This window comes from Nostoc sp. C110 (genome assembly GCF_043099725.1).
Lineage (GTDB): Bacteria > Cyanobacteriota > Cyanobacteriia > Cyanobacteriales > Nostocaceae > Nostoc > Nostoc muscorum_A.
The window spans coordinates 3,497,146-3,521,913 of the sequence record NZ_CP171148.1; the positions used below are offsets into that span (position 1 = coordinate 3,497,146).

Consider the following 24,768-nt stretch of genomic DNA (forward strand, 5'->3'; position numbering starts at 1 on the left):
CTAGTACTCGACCAATCCAAAAATGCTGGGTGGAGGCTGGCAAGGGAGCAGGGGAGCAGGCGAGAGAAATTTCCCTCCGCACCTCTGCACCTCTGCTGACCACCATGCAAAGTTGTCTTGGCGGACTACTAGAGCAAAATAAAGCTAACAAGTCGAGAAAGCTCTCATTGTAATAAAAATTGGTAAATCAGTTTATGAATAGAAAACAATTAAAGGAAATCGCACAGCAAACATTACCATCACCTCTCTATCATGTATTACGTTCTCAATTTCTTGGAGAGAAATATAGTCCACCAACGGGGATGGTAAATTTTGGCTCCCTGCGACGGTTGACTCCTATCAGTCGGGCTTTTGGCTACAATCGAGGTCTTCCTATTGATCGCTACTATATTGAAAAATTTCTTGAGCGTCAGGCTAATGATGTCCAAGGACGAGTATTGGAGATTGGCGACGCGTCATATACACGCAGATTTGGTGGCGATCGCGTTACTCAAAGTGACGTACTACACGTAATAGAAGGAAACCCAGAAGCAACTATCATCGGCGATCTGACTAACGCAGATCATATTCCATCAGATGCTTTTGACTGTGTGGTTCTAACGCAGACATTACACCTTCTCTACAATATGCAAGCGGCTCTAGCAACTCTCTACCGCATCTTGAAACCCGGCGGTGTTTTGCTAGTAACCGTTCCTGGTATTAGCCAAGTAGTCAAATGCGAATGGGGTGATGATTGGTGCTGGGCGTTAACGGCTCAATCAGCAAGATTGTTATTTGAAGAGAAATTTTCCAAAACTAATGTTCAAGTTGAAACTCATGGTAACGTTCTAGCAGCGATCGCCTTTTTGCAAGGACTTGCTGTTAAAGATTTACGCCAGAAAGAACTCGATTACCAAGATGATGAATACCAAGTATTAATTACTGTTAGGGCAGTAAAACCAGAGGTGGCATTATGAATATCAGCTTGGTTAAGAAACTGCCAACTCCTGTATACTATTGGCTGCGAGATATCCGGTATGGTCGCTTACCAGTGGGAAACATAAACCTTGGTAGTCTAGGACGAGTCAAGCCAATTAGACCTAACTTCGGTTTAGATCGGGGTTTAGCGATTGACCGCTACTATATCGAAAATTTTCTGGCTCGTTATGCTGAAGATATTCAAGGACATGTACTAGAGATTAAGGAACCCCTCTACACAAACAAATTTGGTGGCGATCGCATCACAAAAAGCGACGTACTTCACGTGGAAGTAGGTAATCCCAAAGCAACTATTGTAGCAGATTTAACCAAGGCAGAACATCTTCCATCCAACACATTCGACTGCATCATTCTGACCCAAACACTTCCATTTATCTACGATGTACGAGCCGCAATTAAAACTGTTCACCGCATTCTCAAGCCAGGGGGTGTTTTACTCGCTACTGTACCAGGTATTACTCAAATCAGTTATGATGATATGACTCGTTGGGGTCAATACTGGAGTTTCACCACTCTCTCCACACAGCGACTATTTGAGGAAGTTTTTGACCAAAACAAAATACAAGTTACAGCCTATGGAAACGTGTTGAGTGCGATCGCTTTTCTGCACGGCATTGTAACTGAGGAATTGGAACAATCAAAGCTAGAGTCTCACGACCCTGAGTACCAAGTCTTAATTACAGCTAGAGCTGTGAAATAGTGAAACCAATGATTCTAGGCAAACTCAGCAACAAAGTTCAACACACTGTTGGGCAGCTAAAAAATAAAATTTTCCCTGGTGCCCTCATCTTGATGTATCACCGTGTAAATGAAGCAGGTTCAGATCCTTGGTCATTATGTGTGACACCAAAACACTTCGCTGAACACTTAGAAGTTTTACGACAATATGGCTATCCTCTGCATTTACAACAATTGACAAAAAGACTGAGCGATCATCAACCCATCAATCGGTCAATTGTAGTTACATTTGATGATGGTTACGCAGATAACTTATATCATGCCAAACCTCTATTAGAAAAATACGAGATTCCAGCAACAGTTTTTGTTACGACTGGCGGTATTGACCAAAAGCGTGAATTTTGGTGGGATGAACTAGAACGACTGTTATTACAACCTGGCATCTTACCAGACTTACTCCGGTTAAATATTAATGGCAGAACCTACCAATGGGAATTAGGAGAAGCAACACATTACAGTGAAACTGAACGTCAGCGCGATCGCCATTGTCGGATGGGCAGAAAACTAAGACAATATCCTACTCTGCGACACACACTCTATCGCTCACTTTATCAACTGTTGCAGTTTTTGCCCATCTATGAGCGAAATAAGCTGCTAGATGAACTAGCTATCTGGGCAAACGCTGAACCTGTAGGGCGATCGACCCATCGCTCTCTTTCCAAGGAGGAGATGCTTGCATTAGAGTTAGGGGGACTGATCGAAATTGGTGCCCACACTGTAACACACCCCTTTCTTTCTCAACTTCCCATAGCCTCGCAACAAGATGAAATTCAGCACAGTAAAGACTACCTGGAGAAAATATTAGGGCATCTAATCACGAGTTTTTCGTATCCTCATGGTAGTTATACAACTGAGACTACTTCCATCGTCCAAGAAGCTGGATTTACCTGCGCTTGTTCTACCATACTTGGTAAAGTTCAGCAGCATAGCAACTTTTTTCTGTTACCTCGTGTTGTGGTTGAAGATTGGGACGGAGAAACCTTTGCCCATTGGTTGTCAAGGTTCTTTTAATTATGACTAGCAAACCTCTGATTTCTTGCATCATCATCTTCTTCAATGCTGGTGATAAGTTTTTTATAGAAGCTATACAAAGCGTATTTGCACAAACTTACGAAAATTGGGAACTATTACTGGTCGATGATGGCTCTACCGATGGTAGTACTGATATTGCTATAAGCTACACACAAAAATATCCTGAAAAAGTCTTTTACTTAGAACATGAAGGACATCAGAATCGCGGCATGAGTGCAACTCGTAACTTAGGTAAGCGTTGCATAACACCAGGGCTGAAGCCTTTACTCCAAGCGAATCAGCCTGGAAAAATGAATGACGATTAGCTTATCAGCCAGGCCAAAGGCGAATATATTAGCTTTTTAGATGCCGATGATATTTGGATACCAAATACTTTAGAGGAACAAGCCGCTATTTTAGATTCCCATCCCGATGCTGCTATGGTTTATGGGCCAATTCAGTGGTGGTACAGCTGGACTGGAAATCCTCAAGATATGAGACGTGACTTTTTAGATACTCCTATTGTCTCTGTTGAGGACTCTAGAGTACAGATTGATACTATAGTCCAGCCTCCAACGCTGTTCCTGCTCTTATTACAAATGAAAATTTCCATATCAGGAATGTTGGTGCGCCGTCAGATAATAGAAAAAGTCGGTGGCTTTGAAGAGACATTTCGAGGTCTGTATGAAGATCAAGTTTTTTGTGCAAAGGTTTGTCTTCAATTCCCTGTATTTGTGGCAAGTAAATTTTGGTATAAATATAGACAACATCCTAATAGCTGTTGCAACACAGCTGCCAATCGAAAAGTTAAAGAATACACTGCCCGTCTAACTTTCTTGAATTGGGTATACCAGTACTTATCTGTACATGATGTTAAAGATAGTAGAGTGTGGAGAGTATTCATGGAGGAAAAATTACGGGTTGTGCATCCAATTTTATACTTTGGATCTCTGAACCTCAAAATAAGAATTTCAATAGCTGGAATAGAGAAAATATTCTTCAAGAAGCTTTTGAGGTGGGTTAATGACTGAACATATAAATAAAAAATCCTTAGTCTCCGCCATTATTATCTTTTTGAACGCTGAGAGGTTTATTGAAGAAGCGATAGAAAGCGTATTTGCTCAAACTTATGGCAACTGGGAACTTCTGCTTGTAGACGACGGTTCTACCGACGGTAGCACAGCGATCGCCTTGCGATATGCCAAAAAATACCCAGAAAAAGTACGCTATCTGGAACACGCTCGCCATCAAAACCTTGGCATGAGTGCGACGCGCAATTTGGGCATCCGCAACGCTAAAGGTGAATATATAGCCTTGTTAGATGCTGATGATGTTTGGTTGCCGCAGAAACTAGAACGGCAACTATCAATCATGGAATCTAATCCTCAAGCAACAGTAGTTTTTGGAGCAAGTCAATTTTGGTACAGTTGGACAGGGAATCCTGAAGATAGCAAACGCGACTGTGTTCGAGAACTTGGTATTCCGCTCAATGGGTTATTGCATCCGCCAAAACTGCTAACACTCTTGTTGCAAAACAAAATTAATACACCTGCTACTTGTAGTGTGTTGATCCGACGCGAGTTATTTCAAGAGATTGGGGGATTTGAAGAGAGCTTCCGGGGTATGTATGAAGATCAAGTCTTTTTCGCCAAAGTTTATCTCAAAGCATCTGTGTTTATAGAGCCTAACTATTGGGATAGATATCGACAACATCCAGGCTCCAGTTGTTCTATTGCCGAAAAAACAGGAAAATACCATCCTTTTAATAAAAATCCCGCAGAATTTGTGTTCTTAAACTGGATAGCCGAGTATTTGTCTAAAGAAGATGTTAAGAATGCTGAAATTTGGAAGGCTCTACAGAAGAGATTGTGGCCATATTATCATCCAGAATGGGACTTCTTTTTATACTATTTCCAACGAATCAAATTTAAATTGCATCATATAGGGCAGAGAATTTTGCTCCTTCCCATCCGTAACTAGATACCACCTAAATAAGCTCTACCCGCTCCGATAGAAAACAGAGGTAATGCAGATATAGGTTTAGGTTCATCTTCAAATCTGATGAGAATATTTTCGTAAAAGCACCTCAAAATTATGCACTTTATTGTCACTGGTGGAGCCGGCTTTATCGGCTCCCATCTGACAGAACAGCTTTTGTCAGATGGTCATCATGTCACTGTCGTTGATAATCTATCAACAGGTAGCTTGCAAAACCTACCTGAGCATCCTCGTCTCAAACTACTAATAAAAGATATATCCAGATGTCAACCCCAGGATTTTACCGAGCAGATTGATGGACTTGCCCATTTAGCAGCTACCCCATCAGTTACTCAATCTTGGCTGCAACCACTAAAGGCTCATCACAATAATCTTTCTGCAACGATCGCTGTAATTCAACTTTGCCAGGCCTTAAATATTCCCAGGCTCGTGTTTGCCAGTTCAGCAGCTGTATATGGTAATCCAACGCAACTACCAATTTCAGAAAATCAACAGACTTACCCCATTTCTCCCTATGGTTTACAAAAACTGGTATGTGAACAATATGCCAGATTGTTTGCCAGACAATTAGGTTTTTCGTTTGTAGGATTGCGCCTGTTTAATGTATTTGGTCCTAGACAACAACCTCATTCCCAATACTCTGGTGTAATTTCCATCTTTGTGGATGCTATGCAGCAAGGTTTACCCTTGACTATTTATGGAGATGGTACTCAAACGCGAGATTTTATATATGTTAAAGATGTGGCAAATGGCTTTACCAAAGCTTTAACTACTCCTCTAGAATCAGGATCTTCTTTAATTTGTAACTTAGGTAATGGAAAAAATACCTCTTTGATTGAACTAGTTGATATTCTCAAAACTTGTTTTCCTCAACACCAATCAGCAACTAATTTTATGCCTGCCCGTCTAGGGGACATTCAGCATTCACAAGCTGATATCTCAAATGCATGTTCAATGTTAGGCTTTACACCTGAGTGGTCGCTAAAATCGGGTCTACAGACTTTGATTGAATTACGCGAGACATCTTTAGTTGGCTAATTTCCGAGGAGCAGTATCGATTATCCCTCTCTGAAGAAACACTGTGCGTAAAGCTTATCCCTCTTTTGTCAATCTAGGCAGAGTAAAAGTAGAAATAAGGGATATTGAAGTTTTGAAAAATTGTAAGGATTCAGGTCTAAACGAGAGGAATTAAAGAAGGGGTCTGCACAGAAGAGTTAACCATCGCTTTGATAGCCTGGTCAAAAAACTCAATTACAGAGCGTCCTTGACGGCGACAAGTTTGTATAACAGTCAATAAATTAGCAGTATCTTGGAATCGCTTCATAGAACGAGAACCACCACTGACTTTTCGTTTTGTGACTGCTAAACGTAATGTTCGTTCTGCTAAATTATTATCAGGGGGTATGTCCGGGTGGTCTAAGAAATACCACCATTGATGAGCTTTATTACGTAAGGAGCGTAAAAGTTTACCAGCTTCTCCTCCAGCTTTATCAATCCATGAATGAATGGAAGATTCAACTTTTATTTTAAACTCGGATGCCCAACTCCAGAACTCATCAATGTTTTTAGTTTGTTGGAAGAGAGCATAGTTTTTAAAACCTTCATCTATCAGGCTGACAAATGCTGACCCAATCTCTTTGTTATTCAAGCCAGGAATTAAGATGAGTTTCTTGAAGTGACGGCGTAAATGCGCCTGACATTTCTGTTGGGCTTTCACCGGATAACCGTTATAAGCACTAAAGTCATCAGAACTGAGTACACCAGAGTAACTTGAACCCAAAATTGCCTCTAATTCGGCGCGAGAACGAGTATCAGCCGCATGAAATAAAGCGAAATCGGTATTGGCAAAAATCCATAACCATTCTTTTACCCCTTTGATTACCCAAGGTGTTTCATCCGAATGGATATTCGGCTGGGTTTGTTTTATCCACTCTTTAAGGTTGTCAATACTTTGAGCTACTGCACCATCTATTCGTTCATTTGTGGCTACTAAAGTCCCGACTCCAATTTCTATTTCACCCAGTTCCCACAACAATTCTTGTTGTTTCTCGTATGGTAAATGCCCGTAATTATTTATCCATCCCAAGAAAGCTTGCAGTCTGATTCCTATATCTTGTCCCGGTACTATTTCTGGCGACCAGTCTGCTGTTTGTTTTGACCCACACTCGCTGCAAATACAGGTATGTCTTTGATATTCTACGATTTCGATAGGTCTTTCTACCAACTGTGCTACTTGCTGGGTTTCTATTTTTATTGGTTCGTTACTGAATTCCTTTTGACCACAACAAAAACACACTTGCGGTCTTAATATCTCAAACCTATCTACTCTCCCAAAACCCTTTCTCGTTTTTCCCCGATGTCCTGTCTGTCCTCCTGGTTTCCGTCCACACCGCATAGAACCACATTCGCGGATAGAAGATTGGTTGCGAAATATACCCAAGTCCGGTTTACGTTCAATGTGTAGTTGGGAGCGATTCTGTAACTTTGCCCGCGAACCACAACGTAGAAAGGTTGGTTCAGATGCCAGAGTATCAATTGAGGGCGTAGCTTACGAGGTAGAGCCAGACTTGGCTGGTGAAACCGTCGTCCTTTGGTGGGGTTTATTTGACAACGAGCTATACGTTGAATTTAGCGATCGCCGCTACGGGCCATTTTACCCGGTTGATGGGTCCATCCCACTACATCGCTATCGCAAACACAAGAAAACTAAAACTGAAGAATGGGCAGATAAAATTGCCGATTTAGCTAAAAAGTTGGGCTTGCCACGGACAGCTTTAGACAAAAACGCGGACCTACAATTTCTGGTGGATAAGTACAAGGAACTTACGCCAACCGTCACACCTTTTAATGACCCCGACCCATACCAAGAATTTACTTATCCCACTGTACTGTTTGCTAAAAGGGCGATTTCCGATTATCTCGCTAAACCGTTGGCTAAATTGTCTACCGAACAGTTGGCATTCATTGATGTACTGTTAGCTGAAACTTTGAATAAAAAAGCGATTATTGAACGAGTGCGGCAATATTTCCACTCAAATAAAGGAGGGGAACACAATGCTCACTGAAGTCATGGAACACTTTCGTTTGATTAGGGAGTTTCCCAAGGCTGGGTACTACGAGACAGACCACCAAAAACAAATGTTTAAGGATATTAAATCCGCCATCCATTCCGGGAAGTTAGTTGCCATAACTGGAATTATCGGGTGTGGGAAGACGACTACTTTACGACGTTTGTTTGATGTTTTGGAGAAAGAAGGTAAGATTCTAGTCTCAAAGTCCCTTTCTGTGGATAAAGACCGAGCGACGCTACCAACACTAATTGCTGCCTTATTCTACGATTTATCCACAGATAAAGAAATCAAAATCCCAAAAGATGGCGAAAAACGGGAACGGGAACTGCGCGACTTGATTAGAAAAGGTAAAAAGCCCGTGGCGCTGTTTGTAGATGAGGCTCACGACTTACATTACAGTACTTTGACGGGACTCAAACGTTTAATCGAAGTAGTTGAAGATGGTGGTGGCACACTTTCAGTGGTATTAGCTGGTCATCCCAAACTGAAAAATGATTTACGCCGTCCAACTATGGAAGAAATTGGATATCGAGCAACGGTCTTCTCTTTGGAGGGTATTGTTGGTAGCCAGCGAGAATATATTGAATGGTTAGTATCTAAATGCAAAGAAGAAGATACTCAAATAAGTGATATTTTGTCGGCGGAAGCCATTGAGCTACTTGCCATACGCTTGAGAACACCACTACAAATCGAGCAACATTTGACACTAGCTTTCGAGGCTGCATACCTCTTTGGAGAAAAACCTGTTACCACGGCGATTATTGAGTCCGTTTTATCTAAGCAAATTGACGACGGGAGCTATGCGGTTTTGTCAGATCCAGTAAAGAACAAGCGATCGCTAAATCATTTTCCCAGTAGTATAAATAAATTTATACTTACTAAGACGTATTAACACTTAAAAAAAGATGAGTTTGAGTCACAAGTTGCAAGACTCTCTTTTTTGACCCAAAAAAGGCTAGGATTCCCTTTGAGCAATAATTTCGAGATAGGGATTATCTACCTTAATGGAAAAAAGTATATGTGCAATTCTAGATTTGAGCAAATCATTATCAAATTTTTCTTCCGAGGTAACAATAAGTATAAAAGACTGATTGTAGATATTTTTGGTAACAATGGTCAAATGACTTGCTATTAATCTTTTTGAGATATCTCATCAAGATGAATTCTCACGACTATCAGCATATTTTTGGTAACTAAAGTCACTTCTTACTTAGATTTGATTTTTGCGATCGCTTGTTTTTTACCGGATCTGACAAAACCGCATTGCTCCCTTGTATCTGTAGGTTTATTGTAGAAACTGAACGGTACAGAGGAAACTCGTATGTACCACAAAAAATTTTATGCCGTACTTTTATGGGAAATCAACTAGGATTTGTTCTGAAACTGCTTTTACTATCGGCTTTGTTATCATTATTAATTAAGTATGTGGGGCCAAGTCTATCAATTCCGGCGACAGGAACCAACGCGCTAATTATAGTATTGTTGCCGATTGTGATTATAGCGATCGCGCTACTGTGGCGATTTCAAGCACAGAAACAAAATTAACTTAAACGATCTACGCACAAGTGACTAAAATCAGCTAACCTAGCTGAATTACAACAAAATTGCATCTCGCCAACCGTTGGGAGTTAGCCTGTGAACCTCGGTCAATGGATCGGCTTAATCGCCATAGTTCTTTCTTTATACATCCTGTGGCAAATTCGGGAAGTGCTTTTGCTCATGTTTGCCGCAGTTGTGTTAGCCACAACTTTGAATCGGCTAGCAAAACGCTTTCAACGCTTTGGGATGAAGCGTGGATTCGCCGTTCTCCTGGCAGTAGCGATCTTTTTCGCAGGAATTGTGGGTTTTTTCTGGCTTATTGTCCCACCATTTGCACAGCAGTTTCAAGAACTAACCTATCAGGTTCCTAAAGGGTTTGGGCGCTTTAATAGTTGGCTTGATGCTCTGAGAACTCGTATTCCTGACCAGTTAGTTCCTTATATCCCAGATATCAATAGTCTCATCCAACAAGTACAGCCCTTCGCCAATCGATTACTGGGAAACTCCTTTGCTTTTGTATCTGGCTCTTTAGAAGTCGTCCTCAAGATTTTGCTAGTGTTGGTTTTAACAGGAATGATGTTAGCCGATCCCCTGGCCTACCGGAAAGTATTTGTGCGGCTTTTCCCCTCATTTTATCGGCGACGGGTAGATGGGATTTTAGATAAATGTGAAGTCTCTTTGGAGGGATGGATTACAGGCGCTTTCATTGCCATCTTTGTAGTAGGGTTGATGAGTCTCATTGGCTTATCAATTTTGCATGTCAAGGCAGCACTAGCTTTAGCGGTTTTAGCGGGATTTTTTAACTTGATTCCCAACCTGGGCCCAACAATGAGTGTAATCCCAGCAATGGCGATCGCTTTCTTAGATGAACCTTGGAAAGCGATCGCTGTCTTGATTCTCTACTTTATCATTCAACAGGTTGAGAGTAATTTCATCACACCCATTGTGATGGCACAGCAAGTTTCGTTGCTGCCTGCCATAACCTTAATTGCCCAACTATTTTTCGTAACTTTCTTTGGCTTTTTAGGACTATTTCTAGCACTACCCCTGACTGTTGTGGCTAAGATTTGGTTGCAAGAAGTGTTAATTAAAGATGTTTTAGATGAATGGGGAAATAACCATAGAAAAGAGACTGAGTTTGTGATGGTTTCTGAATCTCCTGAAGTAGAGGACTATTGGACAGCAGATAGTCCTGATGTTAATCGGGAGAAAGGGATTGATGATGATATTTTACAAAAAGAAGATTAATCAATTTTGTATTTTGGATAAAGGCAAGTAGCTAGAAAGAAATTAATTAAAATTTCTAGTAATTTAGTCCTAGTAATCCTAGTTGGTAGTGAGTGGTTTATCGCTCACTACCAACTAGGATTTTATTTTATGTTGAATTATGGCTAACTACTTAGTTGCTCTGAAAATGTGTTTCTTAGTCTAAGGTTGCTCCCAAAAAATCGGTTCTGCTGCAATATCATCTAAATTGATGCTGCCTAACAAATTCTGCCACTCTGTTTGTAATTTTGCATCTTTAGGATTTTTCTGGCGCAGTTGAGTCAGTGTGTTAAGTGCGTCGTACCATATCCCGTTTTGGGCATAGATAACATAGCGCTTCAAAAGTTCTGTCGTTTCTAGCTCTTTAACTACGGCGGGATTGAGTTCGACTCTTTGTATTACCCCTTCTACGTAAGTCGGGGGGGAATTCTTTTCCTCGTTACAGCTAATGGTGAAAAACCAGCGATATTGTTTGTTTAGTGCCAAGCCAGGAGAAGTGGTAGGTAGAGACACACTGATGACTCCTGCTTTCTCTGGTAGAACGATCGGTTTTTTATAAATCTCGTTAGAGTCTTGATCTTGCAGCACAAATTCAACTGCATAAGGAAAATCTTTAGTATATGGCACATAGAAAAACCAACTTGGGTGTTCTAGCGTTGTCTTTCCCCAGACATTGATTACTGAGTTAGGTTCCTGAGTAAAGGACACTAAAGCAGTCAGGTCATGTTTAGTAGTTTGGCATCCATTTATGTTGCGCTTCGCTCCACCACGAACGCGGCCTCCAGGAGGAGGGCCAGATGGAATTGCAGGTTGATTAAATGTGGATTTAGTATGGCTTGTTTTAGCTTCAGAGCGTAGGCGTAGACCGCCGTAGGCATCGCTAGTTGAAGAACCGACGTTTGGTTTCGCCAGTACTGGAGTCAGGCTAACTAATAAATTGGTACAGCTAAAAGCTACTACTAAAAACAGTTTTATCGGTTGTGAATTTGACTTCATAAAAACCCTTCTTGAACTATGTAAGCCTGGTAGATTTATCTGCTGCTTATCCAAAAACTTAATCAAAAAAATCTTTCCCTATTGCCCATTCTCTACCTGCACTTTTGTTGCTGAATTATAAATTGACAGCAGGCTAACCGTAGCTACTAGCGACAAAATAGGCGGGATAAATGGCACCCATGCACCCGAAATTAATAGACCAAGGCAAACTATATAGAGAACACCAGAGGTAATGCTAACTGCCAATACCAACCAAGGTAAGGAAAACTTTCGCCAAGCCAAAACTCCTCCTACCAAAGACCAAACCCAAATCCAGGCTACCTCAGCCCACAGCGACCAAACCCGCAGCAATGGCCGCCCATCTTGCACAGCACTGAGGATCTGGCTGATCATGTGGGCTTGTACTAACACTCCTGGCATTTGCTCATCTAAAGGAGCCCCGTATGGTGTAGGCCAAGTGTCTGGAGAATCCCCCCTTGCTGTCACACCAATCAAAACAATTCTGTCTTTAATAGCACTGGGGTTAATTGGACTAGCTAAAAATTGGGTAAGTTTCACCTGTTGGACTATCTGTTTTGGAGAACGGTAGTTAAGTAAGATTTGACCGCCATTAGCATCAATATCGTGATAGCCGCCAGTGCGAGACTTCAGATTCGGAAAAATAGTTTTACCGAGTTGCAAATTCCCTTCAGGGGTGAACTTTGGCTGAATTCCTGAAGGACGCAGATACAAGGAAGCTAGTTGTAGACTGAATGCAAAGGTAGCAGGACACAACGATGTCGGCTCCTGGTTCATGAACAGGAGATGGCGACGGATAACTCCATCAGAATCGTGAATAAAGTCACTGAATCCTAGATTTGTTGGGGGGATTTCTGGTGCTGGCTTAATACCAGTGATGTTTGCTGTGCTATCACTTCCTTTACATACGCCAACCAAATTCTGAGTTTTTTGAAGACGAGTAATTAAATCTGGTTGTTTGGCTTGAAAATCACGGTAAATATCCAAGCCGATCGCGCGGGGTTGATATTTATTCAGTTTTGCCAGTACTTTGTTAAGAGATTTTTCAGAAATGGAAGCTCCAATCAATGACTCACCATTTTGTCGCTGAATTGCCAGATCATCATCATCAATTGCAATTACCAGCAGACGCGAATCTTGTGGCTCCGCAGGGCGCGATCGCATCATCTGGTCAAAGGCAGGAATTTCTACACTTTCTAGCCATCCTACACATCTCACCCCAAAAACCAAACCTGTAATCGCCAAACTGGATAACAAAGTTGTTGCCAATCTGCGTTTGGTAGACAAAACTAAATTCGGGGTATCTTTAGGTTTTGTTGTAGACCTTAATTCATCCCAAGTGGGTGGTATCTGCGCTGGATTTTGGCAAATCATTGGTAGCCAAGTTGCACAGGGAAATCGATCCTCAAGTCCTTGCAATCGTTCCCGTGCTTGGCGTACCGCTTGATATAAAGACTCGCCACCAGCAAAGCCTTGGAGAAAATACTTTAAGAATTCCTTCGCAACCTGGTCTGGGATTGGTTCACGCATGACGATTATTTGAGGAATTTGCAAATCAGCCAATTCTCGCGCTAATCCTAATCCATCACAGGAGTTGAAGATAGCTAGTTGCAAGCCGTTCTCAATGGCTTTCTTCAGAGCATACTTTAATTCGCCAATGGTCAGACTATCAGTTTTATTCAGGTAAATTCGTCCACTTTCTCCATTTTTTTTACTGGAACTGTGCCCAGCAAAGAAGAGAATATCCCAGTTTTTTCCCCAAAGATGCTCGGTTAATTCTTTACGTTGTGGTTCTACCAAAAAGCAGACTTCTGCGTTACCACATTGTTGGAGTAAAGCTTGATCGGCCTCAGTATCAATCCCCTGACTATTGCCCACAATTGCCAAAATATTGACTAATGGATTTTTTGGGCGTGGCTTGTGAATGCGATCGTAGGATGGTGAAGAAAGAGCGATTTCAGCCTTGGGATAGCGTTCTAACAACTCCCACAGATGCCAAGGCAATAGCTGTAACTGGCTATTTTCTGTTTGCAAAATTACTCGCACTTCTTCTTCGGACGACAATCTTTCTAACCATTTTTCTCTCAAATGGCGAAATTCTTCTGCTCGCAACCAGGTATTAAAGCGGGCCCGTAAGATACGGGAAGTGTTTTCACAGTCTTGAATCATCGAGACATTCGTCACCTGCATTTTGTCAGCATGGAGACGATAACGATTACCTATCTGCCGATAACTAGACTGCCAATGACTATAATAAAGCGGCATTTCGGGAAATGAAGGTAGTTTCCCCGTGATTTCTGTTGCCGCCCGCTCATGTTCTTCACCAATTTGGAGGGTGACAGCAAATCCCTGCTCAAAACTACCCTCTCCGAACTTCAGAACCACTAACTTACCCATGACCTCACTATCCCTCTGTGCAAAATCATCCCCTGTTCTAATGTCTCATAACAAGCTCCACAAGCTTTTACAGACTTTTTTCAAAATCCCTAAAACTGGCTTGAATTTTTAATTTTTAATTTTTAATTAACCAATTAGCACTTAATAAATTACCGACAAGAGGGAAAATAACTGGATGTTTTAAATCCGAAAATGCTCAGTAATGCTAGTATCATTAATGGCTACCCTAACACTAAATTGTTCTGTAGGTTCACCGCGAAACTGTAACTGAATGTAGTTGTCTGATTTTCTCGATTGAGCATCTAGAAATACAGCTCCCGAACTATCTAGAACGGTGAGATGAACTCCGGGTGGTAAGTAGATTTGATTCCCAGTGGCGTGCAATTGCAGATGAATACTGGTTTGTTGATCTTTTTCTGGGCTGATTTCCACAATCAACATAACGGGTTGGTTAAGAATTTGGATACCTAAATCAATTAGTTTTGCCCGTTTAGTAATTGATTCTGCTTGATTGAGGGCATTGAGTTCTAAAGTTTCGGTACTACGAAAGGCATAAACTGGTCTGAGTTCCGGCAAGTTCCACAAAGATTCAATCGTTTGCCAACCTGCCTCAAATATACCAGTAAACCACTGACTCAAATTCACGAGTGAACTAACTGGAGATTGACGCAATTCTGCTAAATGGTCGATAAATGCTTCCAATGGTTGCAGTTGTTTTAAAGGCAGTGTTTCAGTTGCGACACTAGGAATAAAACCAAGTAGCCTTGCTTCTTGGAGTAATTCATCAAATTGAACTACTAAATAACCCACCCGTTCTTCCCAAGTTTCTGGGGGAATGAAACATATCTCTTGATGCTGATGGACAGGGCGACACTCTAGACGGCCAACTGAGGGCAATTCTAAGTCAGCAACATTTCCACAGAGGCGCATGATGGGGTTCCAGCTGTCGCTAGCTTGGAGGTTGGTAGGAATATCCATCATTTCCAAGTAGTCATTCACCACCCACACAGCTAGCGTATTCAGCCGAACTTGCTCTGCTTTTTCCGAATTTGGCTGTTGGTTAGCAAATTCCTGGGCAGTGATCCGAGCTAATTGGGGAATCGGTAATGTTAAAGCGAAATCGTCTAGCTGATAGGTGGAGTTATTCATAAATCAATCTTTAGTGATCAATGCTGCTATGTACATATCATCCGCATTCACTAAATTTATGCCACAAAATAGAGAATGATTATTAGAAAAATTTAATTAGGGATTCAGAATTGCGGAAAATGCGATCGCAGCAAGAACTCAATACTTTTCGGGTTTTGGGGGAAAGGGAAAAGGTTTGAATTTCCCTTTCCCCATTACCCTTTAACCTTTCCCCAGACCAAAAGAAAGCGATCGCTAGTTTAATATCAGCTGCCAACGAACGACTTTCGCGTTGGTCTGAATCAGCATACACTGATTTTGGACTAATCAAAGTGGTTGTCCTTATAGGAACAATGAGCGAAAGTAAGATACCAGAAATCCTGGAAACCTTCGAGGCAGACCTGCTGTCAGAGTGGACTCAGGAGTTAGCCAATGTCAATATTCGGAAAGGTTTGATTAAAGAAGCCGAGCTAAAGGAGGAGTGCCGGGAATTCCTGAGCTTGTTTCGAAGTGCCGTTGGGCATGGCAAGTTGACCAATATTCAGGCAGGGGTGTGGCAAGATATGCGGGAGATACTAAATAGCATTTCTCGATCGCGATCGCAAAAAGGCTTCACACCGGCGGAAACAGCTACATTTGTTTTTTCGTTCAAGCAACCCCTCTTCAACCGAATGCGTCAGCAATTGAAAGACCCCATTGAGTTGGGTGAAGAGATTTGGTTAGCCACCAACTTACTGGATCAGCTGGGATTGCTGACAATTGAAGTGTATCAAAAGGCGCGGGAAGAGGTGATTTTGCGACAGCAGGAAGAGTTGATGGAGCTGTCTACCCCAGTGATTAAACTCTGGGACGGAATTTTGGCATTACCCATTATCGGCACCCTGGATAGTGCCCGCACGCAAATGATGATGGAGTCGTTGTTGCAGAAAATTGTTGAAACCGGGTCAGAAATTGCCATTATTGACATTACCGGGGTTCCTACCGTGGATACCCTCACCGCTCAACATCTGCTCAAGACCGTTACTGCTGCCCGTCTCATGGGAGCCGATTGTATGATCAGTGGGATTCGTCCTCAAATTGCCCAAACGATCGTTTATCTCGGCATTGATTTAACTAATATCACAACGAAGGCAACCTTAGCCGATGCCTTTCTCACAGCGCTAAAAAGTTTGGGAGCGACCATTACCCGCTCTCAACCCAAATAGGTAGGAACCAATGGAACGCATTCCTATACTCAAAATGGGCGATTTCCTGCTGGTGACAATCCAAGTGGATATGTATGATCGCCTCGCCATGACTCTACAGGATGACTTGACCAACCGTATCACTCAAACTCACGCTCACGGTGTCTTGATCGATATCTCTGCATTAGATATTGTTGATTCCTTCATTGGTAGGGTTTTAGGCAACATTGCCAAAATATCACAGGTGATGGATGCCCAAACAGTTGTCGTTGGGATGCAGCCTGCTGTGGCAATTACGCTGGTGGAATTGGGGCTGTCGCTGACAGGCATTCGCACTGCCCTAAACGTAGAAAAGGGAATGGCACTGTTGCGATTGCCTCCGGCACGGCAGGGCCGAACGCTTCCAGGGGGCGGGACGCCATCGTCACTCAATGAAACCACAAATCAGGTCATTGCCACTCAATGGCGTGCAGATGACGATGCAGAAGACTGAAACAATCAACATTCAATCTTCTGGTGATGTAGTCTTAGTTCGGCAAGCCGTGCGCCAGCTGGCCGTGGAAATTGGCTTTAGCTTAGTAGACCAAACTAAAATTGTGACCGCCGCCAGTGAGTTAGCCCGCAATACCCTAGACTATGGGGGAGGTGGCACAGTAAAACTAGAAACGCTTCAGGAAGAGAGACGACGAGGACTCCGGCTGACCTTTGAAGATTGGGGCCCGGGAATTCCCGATATTGAACTGGCGCTGAAGGATGGGTTCACCACGGGTAGCGGATTGGGTATGGGGTTGAGCGGTGCCAAACGACTCGCCAACGAGTTTGAAATTCAGTCTGCGGTGGGAGAAGGAACACGGGTAATAATTGTACGATGGAAATAAAATGAGAGAATCTGTCGCCATTACAATTACTGAATCTAGCCAGACTGGGGAAGCGCGACGGGTAGCGATCGCATTGGCAACTCAGCTCGGCTTTCAGGAAACGCAACGGGGCAAGGTTGGCATTGTGGTGACAGAGATTGCGAACAATCTGATCCAGCACGGTCAGGGTGGAATGTTGTTGCTAAGATTGCTCGAACACGATTCAGCCATCGGTATTGAAGTCTTATCGCTAGATAAAGGACGGGGAATGGTTGATGTGGATGAGTGTTTGCAAGATGGCTTTTCCACAGGCGGAACCTTGGGCAATGGACTGGGTGCAATTTCTCGCCTCTCTGGTTTATTAGAAATTTACTCCATTCGCAACCAAGGGACAGCGCTTCTCGTCCACCTCTGGTCAGACTCGACACCCCATCTGCCCCAAAAGACCTTAGAAATTGGGACGATCTGTTTGCCCAAACGAGGCGAGGACATTTCAGGAGATGCCTGGGCATATCAAGTTGATCGTTGCCGCAGCCTGTTGTTAGTAGCCGATGGCTTAGGGCATGGGACTGCGGCTGCTACTGCTTCCTCAAAAGCCGTCAGAATTTTTCAAGAACACGATCGCTCTCCTGCTGCGATCGTCGAAGCTGCCCACGCTGCCTTGCGAAGTACGCGAGGAGCAGCACTCGCCATTGCTGAAATCGACTTTGAAGAACAGTCTGTCCGCTTTGCCGGCATTGGCAATATCGCTGCCAGCATTTTCTCATTTACTGAACGCCACCATCTGATATCTAACAACGGCACAGTGGGACATGAAATCCGCAAAATTCAAGAGTTTAGCTATCCCTGGTATGCCAACGGACTTTTAATTATGCATTCTGACGGATTAGACACTAAGTGGCAGCTCGATCGCTATCCAGGCTTGAGTCAAAAACATCCCAGCCTGATTGCAGGTGTTTTATACCGAGACTTTAACCGAGACCGGGACGATGTAACAGTGTTAGTGGCTAAGGGAATGGGAAATAATTCGTAATTCGTAATTCGTAATTCAGTAGGTAGACATAATTAAATATAAAATAAACTCTTAGTTTGTAGTGAGCGATTTATCGCTCAGAGCAAGGATTATCAGGACTAAAGTCCTTACTACAAACAATAAATTTATTTATGCCTAGATACTTCGTAATTCGTAATTCGTAATTAAAGATACGAAAAGAAAATGCAATTTTGAATTGGAGTGAAGCGACTTGACAACTATTTTCATCCTCGAAATCCAGAACGAACAAGATGTTGTCCAAGCTCGGCAGCGAACTCGTGAGATTGCCGAGCAATTGGGCTTTGATACTCAAGATCAAGCACGATTGGCAACGGCAGTTTCAGAAATTGCCCGCAACGCCTTTCAGTATGCCAAAGGTGGAACGGTTGAATTTTCTGTGGCGGGAGAACCTCAAGAGTTTGTGATTCAAATTCAGGATCGGGGTGAGGGTATTCCTCATCTAGCAGACGTTTTAGCCGGACGCTACACCTCTGACACCGGAATAGGACTGGGCATCGTCGGTAGCCAAAAGCTGATGGATTTCTTTGAGATGGAATCGCTACCAGGACAGGGAACAACGGTAGTGATGAGTAAAAGGTTGTCGAAGCGCACACCTAATTTCACCGATTTGCAATTGCAGCAGATTCGAGAAAGCGTCATAGAGCGATCGCCCCAAAATCCCTATGAAGAAATTCAGCGACAAAATCAGGAGTTACTGCGGGCAATGGCAGAGCTACGCAAGCGCGAGGAAGAACTGACCCAGCTAAACCGGGAACTGGAAGATACCAATCGCGGTGTGGTTGCCCTCTATGCAGAATTGGATGAGAAGGCAGACTCTTTGCAAAAGGCAAACGAGCTAAAAACCCGCTTTCTCTCAAATATGAGCCATGAGTTTCGTACACCGCTTAACTCGATTCTGTCCCTATCTCGGATGCTACTGGCCCGGATGGATGGTGATTTGACCGTCGAGCAAGAAAAGCAGGTGACATTCATCCAAAAGGCGGCGAGCGGATTATCAGAACTGGTCAACGACTTGCTGGATTTGGCAAAGGTGGAAGCTGGAAAAATTGAAGTGCGTCCTAGTTTTTTTGAAGTTAGTGATTTGTTTGCCACACTGCGGGGAATGCTGCGCCCATTATTGGTTCAAGACTCCTCTGTCGCGCTAATTGTCGAGGAACCTGAAGGCATTGGGCAAATATATAGCGATGAGGGCAAAGTCGCGCAAATTCTGAGAAACTTTATCTCCAATGCCCTGAAATTTACCGAGCAGGGAGAAGTGCGTGTAACCGCTGTGCAAAGGGGTCATACCGTGACCTTCTCTGTGTCTGATACGGGCATTGGTATTGCGATCGCCGATCAAGAGCGCATTTTTGAGGATTTTGTCCAAATTGAGTCTTCTCTGCAAAAGCAGGTGAAGGGAACCGGGTTAGGATTGCCGTTATCGCACAAGCTAACGGAGCTACTGGGCGGCAGCATTTCAGTTACAAGTAAGCTGGGTGAAGGTTCTACATTTACAGCATCGATTCCCATCGTCTACCCTTATGCAACCGAATTTCCTACCCTACTGCAACCGATGTCTGACGGTCGAGGGGATACGATCGCACCACTTGAACCAACTCGTCTGCCAATTCTGGCAGTTGAAGATCATCGAGAAACGCTATTTATTTACGAAAAGCACCTTCAGGATTCAGCCTATCAATTAATTGCGACCCGCACTTTAGCTCAAGCTAGGCTTGCCTTAGAACAACTTCAACCGGCGGCGATTATGCTTGATATTATGCTAGAAGGGCAAAACGGCTGGACGTTCTTGCGAGAAATCAAAGGAGATGAAAGCACCCGCAGCATACCTGTACTAGTTATCACCATCATTGATAACGAGAAGCAAGCACTAGCCCTAGGAGCCAACGGTTTCTTAATTAAGCCGGTAGACAGATTGCAGTTGTTGAATAAACTTAATACGCTAATTAATCAGAACAAGCCTCAAAAAATCTTGTTAATTGACGATGACCCTGCCTATCGGTATTTGGTGAAGCAGTTGTTAATAAATACACAATTGAGTATTTTAGAAGCCATGAACGGATGGGAAGGATTAAATTTAGCAGAACGCGAGCAACCGACTGCGATCATCCTTGACTTGGAGATGCCAGAGTTGAGTGGGTTTGATGTACTCAAGCAACTTAAAAGCAATCCTGTCACTCAGTCGATTCCTGTGATCATCTACTCATCGGCACAACTTGATGCAGAAACTCAGAGCCAATTAGCAAAAAAAAGCATCGCCATTCTTTCCAAAGAAACAGGCTCTCAAACTGCAACGATGGACTACGCCTCGCCTTTGCTGCGGAATGCTCCGCGTAGCTTGCTTCCCAGTAGGGGTACGGCGAACGCTCAACTTCAAGATGCGCTGATCAAAGCTGGGCTTGTTCTAGATCCTTGTGGGCAAAGTCATGTCTGAGCCACAGGTTATCATCCTCCATGTTGACGATAACGAAGCCAATCGTTACATTGTCACCCGGATTTTGCAAAATGCAGGCTTTACTGTCGTGGAAGCGGCAACGGGAGCCGCAGGATTAAAGGCAGCTACTGAACATCAACCTGCTCTGGTGATTTTGGATGTCAAATTACCAGATATCAACGGCTTTGAAGTATGTCGCCAAATTAAGGCAAATCCCGAAACTGCTTTTATTCCCGTGCTACACCTTTCTGCAAGTTTTGTCCAAAGCCAGGATAAGGCAGAAGGGTTAGATAGTGGTGCCGATGGTTATCTGGTGCAACCTGTTGAACCCATTGAACTGCTGGCGACAGTGCGATCGCTGCTGCGAATTCGACGAGCGGAGGAAGCTGCTTTATCCTTAGCACAAGAGTGGCAAACTACCTTTGACTCTATCAAGGACTGTGTATGTCTGGTAGACCAAGAAGGTGTAATTCTGCGCTGTAATCTAGCGATGATGCAGCTTTTTTGCAAGCCCTCCCACGAAATCTTAGGTTGTGTTTACCATGAGCTAATGGGCGCAGAATTGGGAGTTGGTGATGGCACTTGCTTTCGTTGGGCGAAAGAAACTCACCAACGCCAAGTTCTAGAATTTCAGTCCACAGAACGCTGGTTTGCCAAAACTATTGACCCAGTATTTGATGAGTATGGGACTCTCACTGGTGCCGTTTTCATCCTGTCCGATATCACCGAACGGAAGCGAGCATCAGCGTTGCTGCAAGAGCAGAACGATCGCCTCAATCAGCTAATGATTTCTTTGCAGCAACAAACTGAACAAGCACAGCAAGCCAATCGAATTAAAGATGAGTTTCTGGCAGTACTGTCTCATGAATTGCGATCGCCCCTGAATCCGATTTTGGGATGGACAAAAATTTTGCAAACGAGCCAGCAGAACGCAGCCAAAACTCAGTATGCGCTTGAAACGATCGAGCGTAACGCTAAACTGCAAGCGCAACTGATCGAAGATTTGCTCGATGTATCGCGTATTCTCCAAGGCAAGTTGAGTTTGCATACAGTTCCAGTCGGTCTAACTTTGACTATCAAAGCTGCTCTGGAAACCGTGCGACTAGCTGCTGAAGCTAAATCTATTCAGATTGAAACAGTCTTTGAACCGAACGTTGGGCAAGTGTTGGGTGATTCTGGTCGCCTGCAACAGGTTGTTTGGAATCTCCTTTCCAATGCGATTAAATTTACCTCACAGGGTGGTCGAGTAGAGGTGCGGTTAGAAAGGATCGAGAATGAACTAGATACTCATCCTTCGGAATACACTCAAATCACTGTCAGCGACACTGGTATGGGGATCTCTGCTGACTTTCTGCCTTATGTTTTTGACTACTTCCGCCAAGCCGATGGGACAACAACCCGAAGATTTGGAGGATTGGGATTAGGATTAGCGATCGTGCGTCATTTAGTTGAATTGCATGGCGGAACCGTTCAGGCAACAAGCCCTGGAGTAGGTCAAGGAGCAACGTTTACAGTCAAGTTTCCACCAATCGCTGCGGCAAAACTGAATCAAGCTGATACTGCGTTCCATAATTGCTCAGACTTCAATCTGAATGGATTGCAAGCTCTGCTTGTAGATGATGACAGAGATTCACGGGAATTCATCGCCTTCCTGCTAGAACAGTATGGGGCGCAAGTGACTGAAGCTGAATCAGCACATGATGCTCTAAGCACTTTGGGGCAAGCAAAATTTGATTTGCTAATCAGTGATATTGGTATGCCCGATATGGATGGCTACACACTAATTCGTCAAATTAGAAAGCAGCCGTCTGATCAAGGCGGAGAAATTCCAGCGATCGCCCTTACCGCTTATGCAGGAGAGATCGATCAACAACTGGCACTAGCAGCCGGATTCCAACAGCATATTTCTAAACCAATTGAGTTAGAGGTACTGATGCAGGCTATTTTGACTCTAGTCGGGGTATAGCAACGATTGGTGAAAAATTCCAGCTATATCTGCCTCAACTTCACACCTGCGATCGCATCCAAACAGATCCAAGGGTGGTTTCACTCTTCTATTTCCGAGCTTTTAGTTTTTACAGCCACACACAGGGGAAGCAGAATCAAAGTCCCCCAATTTATCGGGGAATTTAGGGGGATCTAAAATTTTTGCTACCGACAAGAGGACTTTTCAAACATCCTCTAACTATTAACTGTCGTGACAACGGCTTCAACTGTAGCTTTTTGTTCGTCAGCATCCACAGAAGTAACTGCCCAACGCAGAGGTTCGCCTTGTTTTTTTAACTCCGTTTCAATTACTTCTAGTAACTCTGCGGGAGTTTCTTGTAAATCAATTTCTGCGGTAATAAAATGAGTTGTCATTTTGTAAATCCTGTTAATTTATAGTTTCTATAATAGCTGACTTCATCGGCGATGAAATACTTGTGTAAATTATCAGATTTGGTAATCTGAGTGAACAGTTATTCATAACTGAATAACTGTTCGCTGATTATTTGCCTTTGCCAAATTGTAACTGATAAACTACGTCTTCCTTTTCTGTCTGAAGTTTCAAATCAGAAAGGGGTTTGGCAACACAAAGCAGTACGTAACCTTGCTTTTGTAAATCTGGACTAACGCCCATACCATCAGTTTGATCTACAGTTCCCTCAGATAGTTGACCGGCGCAAGTTGTGCAAACACCTGCATTGCAAGAACTCGGCAATTCCAAACCAGCAGCCTCGGCAACCGATAAGATCGTTTCATTTTCAGGAACTTGCAAGGTATGAATTTTGCCTTGGTGATCAATTTCTACGGTGTAAGTTTTGGGCATATACAAAAGAAGGTGATGCTACGGACAAATTTATTAGTTTATCTGAATTAGTTAAAAATATCCAGATGTCACTATAAAAATTTAGGTAAAAAATTGATAATTATAGCAACTAATTCTAAACAATTTTTAGATTGTTAACATTATTTACCATAAAACACACAAATAAATTAGTTAAATTTGCTTACTATAAATATGCGCGATCGCGCAGGATAGAGAGTCGAAAGTAGTTTGATTTCTTACTCAAAAGTAACTTTTGATACCGCTTCGCTTATCCCAAGGTAAACTCATCTATCCCGGTCAATAAAACCCTGAAAGGTAAGTAGGTCACTTATCTAATAACTTTACTATTAGTCTTTTAGGGAATATGGCTTTCGGTATACTTTTGACTATCTACTTTTTCTAACTCTCTAAAAAATGGGCGAACCGAGAGTAATTACGAATTACGTTAGGGTAGCGGTAGCGAGTCCGCGAGCGTCATTACGAATTACTTTAATTTACTACCTGGCTCCCATGACTGCGGGGGTCATCTTGACTAGCTGTTGGTGCTACTGGGGCTGAAAATTTGGAAACTTTCCCGCTAGCTTGAGCATAAGGAAGAGACGAACCAGTAACCAAAGCTTCTAAGTTACTAGCCATAATTGTACGGGGTTGATCCCCGATCGCTTGAGCTATGGTTTCCCCTTGCTGACTCAAAAATACAAAATGGGGAATCCCGTCCACCCGATATTTCAGCATTTCCGGTAGCCACTTGGTATTATCCACATTCAGCATGACAAAATTCATCTTGTCAGCATACTCTGTTTCTAATTGAGTGATATCTGGTGCCATTTTCTGACAGACAGTACACCAATCAGCATAAAACTCTACTAGAGATGGTTTGCCGTTGCTGACGGCTACTTCTAATGGTGTGGACGAATCGCTTAACTTGGCTAGAGTTGCTGAGGTTGTTTCAGTTCGCAATCCTAAGACGAGGGCAACGCTAAGAGCGATCGCTACCATTACAACTAAGAAGTTTCTCAAACGCTTCCCGAATGAAGATTCAGGCTTATCGGGAGAATTAACAGGTGAATCAGTACTCATAACAGAATTATTAAAACTTATTAAGCAATTTCTTCTTTAGTCTAGCTGACTCCAGCCGCTCTTTAATACGTAATTTGATACTCAAAATGGGTATTAGAGGCTATTTATAAAGTAAAAATAAAATTCTTGTAGGGTTGTTAGGCGCATATTTCGATATAGTTTATTACGAAAAATATGACTCTCGCGCCTAACGCACCATGTTATGTAGTGGTG

22 protein-coding genes and 3 pseudogenes are annotated in these 24,768 nt (G+C 43.0%); 17 read left to right on the forward strand and 8 right to left on the reverse strand.

The features are described 5' to 3' along the window. The first annotated feature begins 29 nt into the window (after nucleotides 1-29). The 7 genes and pseudogenes from ACFFRD_RS20470 (at nucleotide 30) to ACFFRD_RS20500 (ending at nucleotide 5,763) form a co-directional block, all read left to right on the forward strand. Entirely contained in the window at nucleotides 30-173 is a 144-nt protein-coding gene (locus tag ACFFRD_RS20470) for a hypothetical protein (protein ID WP_392482965.1), read from the forward strand. A 21-nt stretch (nucleotides 174-194) separates the two neighbouring features. Continuing rightward, complete coding sequence (locus ACFFRD_RS20475; RefSeq protein WP_392482966.1) at nucleotides 195-956, forward strand: class I SAM-dependent methyltransferase; 762 nt, start codon at nucleotides 195-197, stop codon at nucleotides 954-956. Continuing rightward, nucleotides 953-1,678, forward strand: a complete 726-nt coding sequence (locus ACFFRD_RS20480) for a class I SAM-dependent methyltransferase (RefSeq protein ID WP_392482967.1) — start codon at nucleotides 953-955, stop codon at nucleotides 1,676-1,678. The genes ACFFRD_RS20475 and ACFFRD_RS20480 overlap by 4 nt, the downstream gene beginning before the upstream one ends. An 8-nt stretch (nucleotides 1,679-1,686) precedes the next feature. Next, complete coding sequence (locus ACFFRD_RS20485) at nucleotides 1,687-2,727, forward strand: polysaccharide deacetylase family protein (RefSeq protein ID WP_392483124.1); 1,041 nt, start codon at nucleotides 1,687-1,689, stop codon at nucleotides 2,725-2,727. Between the two features lie 2 nt (nucleotides 2,728-2,729). Next, nucleotides 2,730-3,758 (forward strand): annotated as a pseudogene (locus ACFFRD_RS20490) (glycosyltransferase family 2 protein). Further along, the gene (locus ACFFRD_RS20495; RefSeq protein ID WP_392482968.1) at nucleotides 3,751-4,707 is read left to right on the forward strand and encodes a glycosyltransferase family 2 protein; all 957 of its coding nucleotides are present in this window, start codon (nucleotides 3,751-3,753) and stop codon (nucleotides 4,705-4,707) included. The pseudogene ACFFRD_RS20490 and the gene ACFFRD_RS20495 overlap by 8 nt, the downstream one beginning before the upstream one ends. 114 nt (nucleotides 4,708-4,821) lie before the next feature. Beyond that, complete coding sequence (locus ACFFRD_RS20500; protein ID WP_392482970.1) at nucleotides 4,822-5,763, forward strand: NAD-dependent epimerase/dehydratase family protein; 942 nt, start codon at nucleotides 4,822-4,824, stop codon at nucleotides 5,761-5,763. 136 nt (nucleotides 5,764-5,899) lie between these two features. Here ACFFRD_RS20500 and tnpC read toward each other — a convergent pair. Next, nucleotides 5,900-7,108 (reverse strand): annotated as a pseudogene (tnpC, locus tag ACFFRD_RS20505) (IS66 family transposase); the annotation flags it as partial. A 4-nt stretch (nucleotides 7,109-7,112) separates the two neighbouring features. On the opposite strand from tnpC, the pseudogene ACFFRD_RS20510 reads away from it, so the two are divergent. The 4 genes and pseudogenes from ACFFRD_RS20510 to ACFFRD_RS20525 form a co-directional block, all read left to right on the forward strand. Then, nucleotides 7,113-7,790: pseudogene (locus ACFFRD_RS20510) on the forward strand (IS481 family transposase); the annotation flags it as partial. Further along, nucleotides 7,780-8,688 (forward strand): ExeA family protein, encoded by a 909-nt coding sequence (locus ACFFRD_RS20515; protein ID WP_392482971.1) that lies wholly within the window; start codon nucleotides 7,780-7,782, stop codon nucleotides 8,686-8,688. The pseudogene ACFFRD_RS20510 and the gene ACFFRD_RS20515, both read left to right, overlap by 11 nt. Before the next feature lie 461 nt (nucleotides 8,689-9,149). Continuing rightward, nucleotides 9,150-9,341 (forward strand): hypothetical protein, encoded by a 192-nt coding sequence (locus tag ACFFRD_RS20520; protein WP_114080141.1) that lies wholly within the window; start codon nucleotides 9,150-9,152, stop codon nucleotides 9,339-9,341. Nucleotides 9,342-9,431: 90 nt separating this feature from the next. After that, nucleotides 9,432-10,583 (forward strand): AI-2E family transporter, encoded by a 1,152-nt coding sequence (locus ACFFRD_RS20525; RefSeq protein ID WP_392482972.1) that lies wholly within the window; start codon nucleotides 9,432-9,434, stop codon nucleotides 10,581-10,583. 180 nt (nucleotides 10,584-10,763) lie between these two features. Here the strand turns inward: ACFFRD_RS20525 and ACFFRD_RS20530 are convergent, their stop codons facing one another. From ACFFRD_RS20530 to ACFFRD_RS20545, 4 genes are all read right to left on the reverse strand, one after another. Beyond that, nucleotides 10,764-11,597, reverse strand: a complete 834-nt coding sequence (locus ACFFRD_RS20530) for a DUF928 domain-containing protein (protein WP_392482973.1) — start codon at nucleotides 11,595-11,597, stop codon at nucleotides 10,764-10,766. 78 nt (nucleotides 11,598-11,675) lie between these two features. Then, nucleotides 11,676-14,012, reverse strand: coding sequence for a CHASE2 domain-containing protein (locus ACFFRD_RS20535; RefSeq protein WP_392482974.1), 2,337 nt, complete (start codon nucleotides 14,010-14,012; stop codon nucleotides 11,676-11,678). 180 nt (nucleotides 14,013-14,192) lie between these two features. Continuing rightward, nucleotides 14,193-15,161 (reverse strand): DUF1822 family protein, encoded by a 969-nt coding sequence (locus ACFFRD_RS20540; protein WP_392482975.1) that lies wholly within the window; start codon nucleotides 15,159-15,161, stop codon nucleotides 14,193-14,195. An 82-nt stretch (nucleotides 15,162-15,243) separates the two neighbouring features. Then, on the reverse strand, nucleotides 15,244-15,471 hold the full coding sequence (locus ACFFRD_RS20545) for a hypothetical protein (protein ID WP_392482977.1): 228 nt from the start codon (nucleotides 15,469-15,471) through the stop codon (nucleotides 15,244-15,246). Between the two features lie 22 nt (nucleotides 15,472-15,493). On the opposite strand from ACFFRD_RS20545, the gene ACFFRD_RS20550 reads away from it, so the two are divergent. The 6 genes from ACFFRD_RS20550 to ACFFRD_RS20575 all read left to right on the forward strand — a co-directional run bounded on the left by ACFFRD_RS20550 (nucleotide 15,494) and on the right by ACFFRD_RS20575 (nucleotide 22,632). Then, nucleotides 15,494-16,345 carry an STAS domain-containing protein gene (locus ACFFRD_RS20550; RefSeq protein ID WP_114080145.1) on the forward strand — a complete coding sequence of 284 codons (852 nt, stop codon included), beginning with the start codon at nucleotides 15,494-15,496 and terminating at the stop codon, nucleotides 16,343-16,345. 10 nt (nucleotides 16,346-16,355) lie between these two features. Then, a complete protein-coding gene (locus ACFFRD_RS20555; RefSeq protein ID WP_392482978.1) occupies nucleotides 16,356-16,817 on the forward strand; it encodes an STAS domain-containing protein in 462 nt (153 codons plus the stop codon). Beyond that, nucleotides 16,804-17,202, forward strand: a complete 399-nt coding sequence (locus ACFFRD_RS20560) for an anti-sigma regulatory factor (protein WP_392482979.1) — start codon at nucleotides 16,804-16,806, stop codon at nucleotides 17,200-17,202. Before ACFFRD_RS20555 ends, ACFFRD_RS20560 begins: the two co-directional genes overlap by 14 nt. A 1-nt stretch (nucleotide 17,203) precedes the next feature. Continuing rightward, complete coding sequence (locus ACFFRD_RS20565; RefSeq protein ID WP_392482981.1) at nucleotides 17,204-18,214, forward strand: SpoIIE family protein phosphatase; 1,011 nt, start codon at nucleotides 17,204-17,206, stop codon at nucleotides 18,212-18,214. 211 nt (nucleotides 18,215-18,425) lie between these two features. Continuing rightward, nucleotides 18,426-20,666, forward strand: a complete 2,241-nt coding sequence (locus ACFFRD_RS20570) for an ATP-binding protein (protein WP_392482982.1) — start codon at nucleotides 18,426-18,428, stop codon at nucleotides 20,664-20,666. Continuing rightward, nucleotides 20,659-22,632, forward strand: a complete 1,974-nt coding sequence (locus tag ACFFRD_RS20575) for a response regulator (RefSeq protein WP_392482983.1) — start codon at nucleotides 20,659-20,661, stop codon at nucleotides 22,630-22,632. The genes ACFFRD_RS20570 and ACFFRD_RS20575 overlap by 8 nt, the downstream gene beginning before the upstream one ends. A 215-nt stretch (nucleotides 22,633-22,847) precedes the next feature. On the opposite strand, the gene ACFFRD_RS20580 is transcribed toward ACFFRD_RS20575, so the two are convergent. The 3 genes from ACFFRD_RS20580 to ACFFRD_RS20590 form a co-directional block, all read right to left on the reverse strand. Beyond that, nucleotides 22,848-23,027 carry a hypothetical protein gene (locus ACFFRD_RS20580; RefSeq protein WP_069068215.1) on the reverse strand — a complete coding sequence of 60 codons (180 nt, stop codon included), beginning with the start codon at nucleotides 23,025-23,027 and terminating at the stop codon, nucleotides 22,848-22,850. Between the two features lie 127 nt (nucleotides 23,028-23,154). Beyond that, a complete protein-coding gene (locus tag ACFFRD_RS20585; RefSeq protein WP_114080152.1) occupies nucleotides 23,155-23,475 on the reverse strand; it encodes a 2Fe-2S iron-sulfur cluster-binding protein in 321 nt (106 codons plus the stop codon). Between the two features lie 489 nt (nucleotides 23,476-23,964). Next, nucleotides 23,965-24,555 carry a thioredoxin family protein gene (locus ACFFRD_RS20590; protein WP_392482984.1) on the reverse strand — a complete coding sequence of 197 codons (591 nt, stop codon included), beginning with the start codon at nucleotides 24,553-24,555 and terminating at the stop codon, nucleotides 23,965-23,967. Between the last annotated feature and the right edge of the window lie 213 nt (nucleotides 24,556-24,768).